This window comes from bacterium (genome assembly GCA_022616075.1).
GTDB lineage: Bacteria > Acidobacteriota > HRBIN11 > JAKEFK01 > JAKEFK01 > JAKEFK01.
The window spans coordinates 1-5,673 of sequence record JAKEFK010000083.1 but is presented as its reverse complement, the minus strand read 5'-3'; the positions used below and the strand labels follow the sequence as shown (position 1 = coordinate 5,673).

6 protein-coding genes are annotated in these 5,673 nt (G+C 49.9%); 2 read left to right on the top strand and 4 right to left on the bottom strand.

What is annotated here, in order from left to right; all coding sequences use genetic code 11:
• Positions 1-107: 107 nt before the first annotated feature.
• The 3 genes from L0156_07255 to L0156_07245 are packed head-to-tail and all read right to left on the bottom strand — an operon-like array spanning position 108 to position 2,018.
• Entirely contained in the window at positions 108-965 is an 858-nt protein-coding gene (locus L0156_07255) for a class II glutamine amidotransferase (protein ID MCI0602796.1), read from the bottom strand.
• A gap of 45 nt (positions 966-1,010) precedes the next feature.
• Positions 1,011-1,604, bottom strand: a complete 594-nt coding sequence (locus tag L0156_07250) for a DUF2652 domain-containing protein (GenBank protein MCI0602795.1) — start codon at positions 1,602-1,604, stop codon at positions 1,011-1,013.
• Between the two features lie 18 nt (positions 1,605-1,622).
• On the bottom strand, positions 1,623-2,018 hold the full coding sequence (locus L0156_07245; GenBank protein MCI0602794.1) for a hypothetical protein: 396 nt from the start codon (positions 2,016-2,018) through the stop codon (positions 1,623-1,625).
• A 195-nt stretch (positions 2,019-2,213) separates the two neighbouring features.
• Here L0156_07245 and L0156_07240 point away from each other — a divergent pair, with 195 nt between their 5' ends.
• Positions 2,214-3,680: a trypsin-like peptidase domain-containing protein gene (locus tag L0156_07240; GenBank protein ID MCI0602793.1), complete on the top strand. Its 1,467-nt coding sequence runs from the start codon at positions 2,214-2,216 to the stop codon at positions 3,678-3,680.
• Between the two features lie 77 nt (positions 3,681-3,757).
• Positions 3,758-5,107 carry an NAD(P)/FAD-dependent oxidoreductase gene (locus L0156_07235; GenBank protein MCI0602792.1) on the top strand — a complete coding sequence of 450 codons (1,350 nt, stop codon included), beginning with the start codon at positions 3,758-3,760 and terminating at the stop codon, positions 5,105-5,107.
• Positions 5,108-5,434: 327 nt separating this feature from the next.
• Here L0156_07235 and L0156_07230 read toward each other — a convergent pair.
• A partial coding sequence (locus L0156_07230; GenBank protein MCI0602791.1) for a hypothetical protein occupies positions 5,435-5,673 on the bottom strand: 239 nt, incomplete at its 5' end.

The following is a 5,673-nucleotide window of genomic DNA, read 5'->3' as shown; positions in this document are numbered from 1 at the left end:
GCCTTCTGCCGTACTCTGCTGAGTTGGGAGAGAGCGAAACTCCGAGCACTCTCACATCATATAGACTGCCGGCCCAGGGTAAAAAACCGTGGCTTTTTTCTCCTCTTTCATTGGATCGCGAGAAATCGGATATTCAACTCCGAAGTGATCATCACCAGGTGATTTTTCTTGACCGGGGTCCAGTCCCCTTTCACATCTGTCAGCGGTTCTGATGTGACGATCACCGCATGTTCAGACTGCCGTGCTTGAACCATTCGGCACACCTCTTCGTGACATTCGAACTTCGTTCCGGATGAAAAATAAAGCGTGGCAGGTTCCAGAGTTGAATCGCTCACGTACCGCGTCGCCACCACACTCTGCCCATCTGTTACCGCAAAGTTATAGTACGACGGTTCGGTAATACCTGCTTCCAGGCTCCAGGCTCTGAGCTGCCGGATCGTTTCCAGCATCGTTTGCGCTAACTCTTCCGCGGGGTAATGATTCATTCCATCAGGCAGCAGGTTCAGAAAAACTGCGAAAGCATGCTCCGAATCGCTGGTCCCTTGAATGAAGTTATACAGATCATCCTTGAGGGACTGTCTCAGGCGGCGTTTGATTTTGGGAAACTGCCCGATCCCTCCATTATGCATCCACAGCAGGCGTCCATACTGAAATGGGTGGCAGTTCACTTCACTCACCAACATCCCGGGAGAGGCCGCGCGCACATGAGCAAAGATGCAAGAAGCACTGATTTTCTCCGCCAATCGATGGAGGTTCTGATTGCTCCAGGCAGGCGTGATGCTTGTAAACAGGCATGGTGTGCGGTCCACCTGAGGCGCATACCAGCCTACACCAAAGCCGTCGCCATTCAACGGTTCACTTCGCTCCCGAGCTTTATAGCTTTGCTTGATGAGCGAATTTCTTGGACGCGTGAGCAATTCAGCCAGAAGAATCTCTCTGCCGGTATACACTAGAAATCTGCACATTTGTTTCCTCCTGTTCGATTCAAATGAAGATTCAGAAGAAGGGAATTACATGGAAGGAAAATGAACATATGTTTTGATCCGGCCGATTTCCGGGTACTCTTCGTAGTTGGGATACACAACCAGCTCTGACGGAACTTCTAACTCGTCAAGGGCCTGCTCGGTGATGAGAATGTATTGATTCGAGGAAACAGAATTTTTCAGTAATCGATGAACAATAATCACGTCTACACCTGATAATTCTGTGAAGCCCGCAATTTCGTAAAAGATAGCTTCACCAGCATGGACAATCAGCTTCAATCGCAGCTTATCAATATTTGCGCATGCTCCGCAGATGCAATCAGTCGATCCCTTCAGCTCATCGAGTCTCGCCCGAAAAGCATGAAAGAACCTGGGGAGCCGATCGCCGATCAGCTTCTTTTCCCGATTCCACGCTTCGCCTTCGATTGCGTACATGAATACGGCGTCTCCTTCCAATTTCGAGACCTCCAACGGGATTTCGACTTCCTTGATGATCGTTTTGATTAGTTCTGTGATTACACTTTGACCGTGCTCCAGGTCTCTTCTGTTGGCAAGCATGTAACGAGTGTAACCGCTGATATCAGCGATTATCAGGACAACCTTTTTTAAACCCGAGTTCATAAAGCTGTTTCCACCATATCATTCCTGCGGAAACTCCAGGTCTTTTTCTGCCGCAGATTGAAGGATTTTCCCCTTCAAGTCGGACGGGCTTCCGTGGCATGTCGCGAGTTCCTCATTTGACAACAACAACGCCATCTTGCCCTCCTCGGTTTCCGCAATCACGGAAGGAAGTGAAGTTGAAAATTGTTCGAGACTGGTGCCGCGAATCTCATCTCGATGGAAAGTATCGACTCGTAGGGCAAGTTCCTCCTTGCAGTCCTTCCACTCCCGCTTTTCACCAAGCGCTCCATAAGTAATCGAGCAAAGATCACATTCATCAATCGAAAGAAGCTTCCTGGCGATGTCTACGAGAGTATTCCATTTGCCTGAATCGGCGTTGTAAATAAGGATAAGACGTGCGATTCGACTTTTCATTTTTGTCTCCGAATCATTATTAGATGCTAAACCGGTGAGAACTATTGCCGGCAGTCCTTCCTTTCCGGCAGATGTATTGTGGCTTACACAATTCGAATACAAGGGAATCTCCTCTGGAACTAATACATTAGAAGATTAATTGCCTTGCGGAACTTTCAACCGGTATCCCAGGGACAGAAAATAAGAGGAAGTCTTATGGAATATTCTCACAACCACAGACAGCAGAGGGCGTCGTTTCACGCAATCTTCATTTGTTTTCTCTTTGTCTTTCTAAGCGTCCACACGTCTTGGTCACATTCAGTTCAGGCGCTACCGCAGCAAAAGGCAGTTCCATCCTTAATGGAGCTTAGCGGGTCTCTGGAGCTTCTAGCCGAAAAAGTCAGTCCGGCAGTGGTACAAATTTTTGTTACAGGATATGACTTCGACTCCCCGGATGGCTCACGAAGTGCAAGTTTACTGACAAGACAGCGCATCAGCGGTTCGGGTGTAATTCTCGATAACCTTGGTCATATCGTAACGAATGCACATGTCGTGCAGGGAGCACGCCGTATTCAGGTACTGGCCGCTGCGTTTTCCGAAAATCAATGCCCCGGGCTTTCCATTGTGAAAGCAAAAGGGAAATTGGTGCTTGCGACAATCGTAGGAGTGGATCAAGAGACGGATCTGGCAGTTTTGAAGATTGAAGGGATCGGGTTCCCTTTCTTGCCGCTTGGCGATTCGGATTCGTTGAAAGCGGGTCAACTGGTGCTGGCTTTTGGCAGCCCACTTGGATTGGAAAACTCCGTCACCATGGGAGTAGTGAGTGCTGTCGGACGACAGCTCGTGCCGGAAGGCCCCATGATCTATGTTCAGACCGATGCTTCCATCAATCCGGGAAACAGCGGTGGACCACTCATCAACATGGCCGGTCAAGTTGTTGGAATCAATACAGCCATCCTGAGTCAATCAGGCGGAAACGAAGGAGTCGGATTTGCCGCCCCCAGTAACATCGTCCGGAATGTTTTCGAACAGATCCTTAAGACCGGCCGCGTCCAGCGTGGCGAAATTGGAGTATTTGTTCAAACCGCTACCCCTACTCTGGCATACGGTCTCCACTTGTTTCGCGATTGGGGTGTAGTTGTTGCGGACGTAACTCCCCATAGCCCTGCAAGTATGGTTGGGCTCAGAGTGGGAGATCTAATATTGGAATTAGACGGTAAAGTGCTCGAAAACGGACGTCAATTCGATGTGAATCTCTACCGGCGAGCGTTCGGTGAAATCGTGACACTCGAAGTGCTGCGTGGTTCCGAAAGAATGTCTTTTCAGGTCCCGGTCGTGGAGCGTCCCGATGATTCCGAACGTCTTACCGCAATGATCAGTCCTGAAAACAACCTTGTCCCGGCTCTTGGTATTTTTGCAATTGACCTGAATGAACGAACAATGCAACTGCTTCCCTCTTTGCGGGAAGGTTCTGGAATCGTAGTTGCGGCAAAGGCCGCCGATGCGCCGTACTTCGCCGAAGAACTACAGTCAGGTGATGTAATCCATTCCATCAACGGAGAGTCAGTAAAGAATGTGGAACAGCTCCGTACCATTCTGGAGGGGTTGCAAACAAGTCATCCGGTAGTTCTTCAGGTAGAACGTTTCGGCCAACTGAGATTCGTGTCTTTTGAGCTGGAATAGCTTCGACAATTCTTAATTCAGAACCGCATCTAATTACAGAAGACTTTCATGAAAATCAGAGAGACGGAAGGAGAATTATGAACAGACAGTTTGATCTTGTTGTTTTGGGCACGGGCGGGGCCGGATCAGTGGCGGCCCATCAATGCAGGCGGGCCGGGTGGGAGGTAGCAGTCATTGATTCAAGGCCGTTTGGCGGCACCTGCGCTTTGCGCGGGTGCGATCCCAAAAAGGTCCTTGTTGGTGTTGCGGACATCATGGACTGGCTGCGCCGGATGCAGGACTATGGCAGCTCATCTTCCGAATTGCGCCTTCAATGGCAGGATCTCATGCGATTCAAACGGACTTTTACCGATTCGGTACCGGAGAACCGCGAACAGAGTTTTACCAGAGCAGGCATCGCTGCGTTTCATGGTCCAGCGCGTTTTGTCGATGCCACGACCGTTCAGGTTGGCGCCGAAACTTTGAAAGCTCGTCACATCTTGGTCGCGACGGGCGCCAGGCCCGCGCCTCTCCATTTCCCCGGCGAAGAGCTTGTGACAGTGAGCGATGATTTTTTAGAATTGGAGAAGTTGCCCGCCCGGATTGTGTTTATCGGTGGCGGCTACATTTCGTTTGAGTTTGCTCATATCGTGGCAAGAGCCGGTGTAAAACCAACGATCCTCCACCGTGGTCCCCGCCCTCTTGTCCGATTTGATCCTGATCTTGTCGATCGCCTGGTGTCGGCTTCTCGCGAAGTGGGTATTGATGTACAACTGGATACGCAAGTTGAAGGGATTGAATCTATCACATCAGGTCTGATCGTGGCCACATCAATCAAAGGCCACAAGCGTAAATTCGAAACTGACCTTGTCGTACATGGCGGTGGGCGTGTTCCGAATATTGATTCTCTCGACCTGCAAGCAGCAGGTGTTCGTTACGATCCTCGCGGCGTTATTGTAAACGAGTTTTTCCAGAGCGTTTCCAATCCGGTTGTTTATGCAACCGGTGACTGTGCCAATAGCGGACCTCCCTTGACTCCGGTTGCGGGCAGGGAAAGTAAAATTGCAGCCGAGAACATGCTAAAAGGGAATCATGCGACACTGGATTATACGGGAGTATCTTCCGTCGTATTCACCATACCGCCTCTGGCGTCGGTCGGCTTGCAAGAGGATGAGGCCCGGAAACAAGACTTGGACTTTGAAGTCAAACAGGCAGACACTGCCGGATGGTATTCGTCTCGCCGTGTCAATGAGAAACATTCCGCCTACAAGGTTTTAGTGGAGAAGAATTCGGGTCGGATTCTTGGTGCTCATTTGCTGGGAAATCATACCGATGAATTGATCAACCTGTTTGCCCTGGCAATCCGGTTTGATCTTCGTTCTGACGATTTGAAAGATCTGATGTATGCCTATCCCACTCATGGTTCAAACATTCCGTATATGGTCTAGACTGGAATCGCTTACTGCAAAGTTTTTGCTGTCGCCCATCCTTGGCCCATATCCCCGGGGAGGTCCAGACTGCGGCCTTTCTTGCGAGAGAAACAGGGGGATGCAAGGCCGAGAACGAACCAGATTCGAAGTTTCACTGTTTCTTCCTCCCAAAATCTTCTTTCCTTTAATCATGATAGTAGTCCTCATGGGAGCGACAAGAAGAATGGGGCACCTGGCAGTGTAGAGGCTTAAGCCGGATTCCGATGGTGACAGAAAAGTAACGATCGGCGGTCCGATGCAGGGCTCCATTGTTAGATGCTAAACCTGTGGGAACAATTGGAGCTTTTAGCCGAACAAGTCATCCCTAAGGAGCAAGGGTGATCGTTTATATCTTCCTTTTTGAAGAGTTCTTTGTAGAGAGATCGATCCGGCGCCGGATGGCTCTGCGCGCATAATCAAACGCTTTTTTTTCCCCGAGCAGTTCGGTTGCCCAGTTTGCTTCCTGTACGTAAGCGTGAAGCTCAAATTCCATTTGAGCCGGATCGACTTTTTAGTCGATTTCCTGCCGGTTCTTAGCTTCACGG

What these genes read in the sequence shown, in the direction of transcription:
- L0156_07255 (MCI0602796.1), bottom strand. Translation starts at nt 965, where the DNA reads ATGTGCAGATTTCTAGTGTATACCGGCAGAGAGATTCTTCTGGCTGAA.
- L0156_07250 (MCI0602795.1), bottom strand. Translation starts at nt 1,604, where the DNA reads ATGAACTCGGGTTTAAAAAAGGTTGTCCTGATAATCGCTGATATCAGC.
- L0156_07245 (MCI0602794.1), bottom strand. Translation starts at nt 2,018, where the DNA reads ATGAAAAGTCGAATCGCACGTCTTATCCTTATTTACAACGCCGATTCA.
- L0156_07240 (MCI0602793.1), top strand. Translation starts at nt 2,214, where the DNA reads ATGGAATATTCTCACAACCACAGACAGCAGAGGGCGTCGTTTCACGCA.
- L0156_07235 (MCI0602792.1), top strand. Translation starts at nt 3,758, where the DNA reads ATGAACAGACAGTTTGATCTTGTTGTTTTGGGCACGGGCGGGGCCGGA.